Below are 1,313 nucleotides of genomic sequence, written 5' to 3' on the forward strand. Positions count from 1 at the left end.
CCCCGCGCACCGGCCCCGCACCCGGCCGGTAGCCGCTTGACGCCACGGAAGGCCAACCTGTCGACCCGATCGTTCATCGTCCGCCCCGCCGAGACCGGATACGCGGGCATCTATGTCCACTACTACAAACACCTGAGCAGATGACCGCCCAGCACGGATACAACCAGCTGGAAACCGCGACCCCAGAGCACGCCTGGCAGTACGGGCGCCCCCTTCGTTCCGCCGCCCAGCACCGGATGTCGGCCCATGGCTGACGCGCGGATCACCCTCGCCTACGGCCGCGACACCGGGATCGTCGCCATCGGCCACGGCGAGAGGTACAAGGCCGCACACCAGGCGCTCGCCGCATCCGGCTTCCGCCGTGGCGACGACTGGGTGTACCACCTGCCGAACGCGGACGAGGACGCCTCCCGTGCCACCGCGGCCGACCTGGTCCGCCACGCCACGGCGCACGGGGTGGAAGTGACCACCAGCAGCCGACGGTTCATCGGCGACACCGCCAGGGACATCGCCCGCCTGCTGCCCGGCCAGTGGGACGCACGCATCGAGCTCTACTCCCACCCCGCCTGGCAACAGGACCTGGTGCCATGGCTGTGGGACAGCGGCGAACTCGCCCACGTCGTCCAGAACGAGCGGATCCCCTACGCCGCCACCCTCACCGACACAGCCGGGACAGCCCTGCTGCTCGTCGAACGCCCCGGCCACCAGCTCGACTACCTGGTCGGCGCCTTCGCGCCCGAACCGTTCGAGGAGGGATACGGCGACCCGCACGCCCCGCGCAGCCTCACCCTGCCACCGTTCGCCGACCGCGCGGCCCGGACCGTAGCGGACCGGTTCCTGCCCGCCTACGAGCGCGCCGTCCACACTCGCCGGATCGCAACCGTCACCGAGGCCCTCGACCGCATCCGCACCGAGCACGGCACCTGGGCCGCCGTCGTCGCCTCGGGCCGGTACAGCGACACGCCCCCGCTCGGCGCCACCGCGCTCGGCGAGGCGGCCGAGACGTTCCTGAACCGGGCCTGGGCCGAGTTCCTCACCGTCATCCAGCATGCTCCCGCCCTTCTCGACCGGTGCCGCCCTGCGGCCACCGGCCGGCCGGAGGACGCCCGCCTCCTCGCACAGCTGGCCGACGCCCTCACCGATGCCAAGGGCCTGGACAGGGACGCGTCGCTCACGCGAACGGAGCGGGACACGCGGCTCTGGGCGGCCCTCGACACCTGGCTCACCCACAGCGAGCCGTTCCTCCGCCAGGCTCGCGCGGCAACTCCCCCTCGGCAGCACACGGTCCCGGCCGCCGCCCCACCGCGCCAGCC

1 protein-coding gene is annotated in these 1,313 nt (G+C 72.9%); it reads left to right on the forward strand.

Annotated features, from left to right (window positions below; all coding sequences use genetic code 11):
• Window positions 1-246: 246 nt before the first annotated feature.
• The coding region (locus C1I97_RS37410) for a hypothetical protein (protein ID WP_111007304.1) at window positions 247-1,313 on the forward strand (1,067 nt) is incomplete at its 3' end.

The organism is Streptomyces sp. NTH33 (genome assembly GCF_003236365.1).
Taxonomy (GTDB): Bacteria; Actinomycetota; Actinomycetes; order Streptomycetales; family Streptomycetaceae; genus Streptomyces.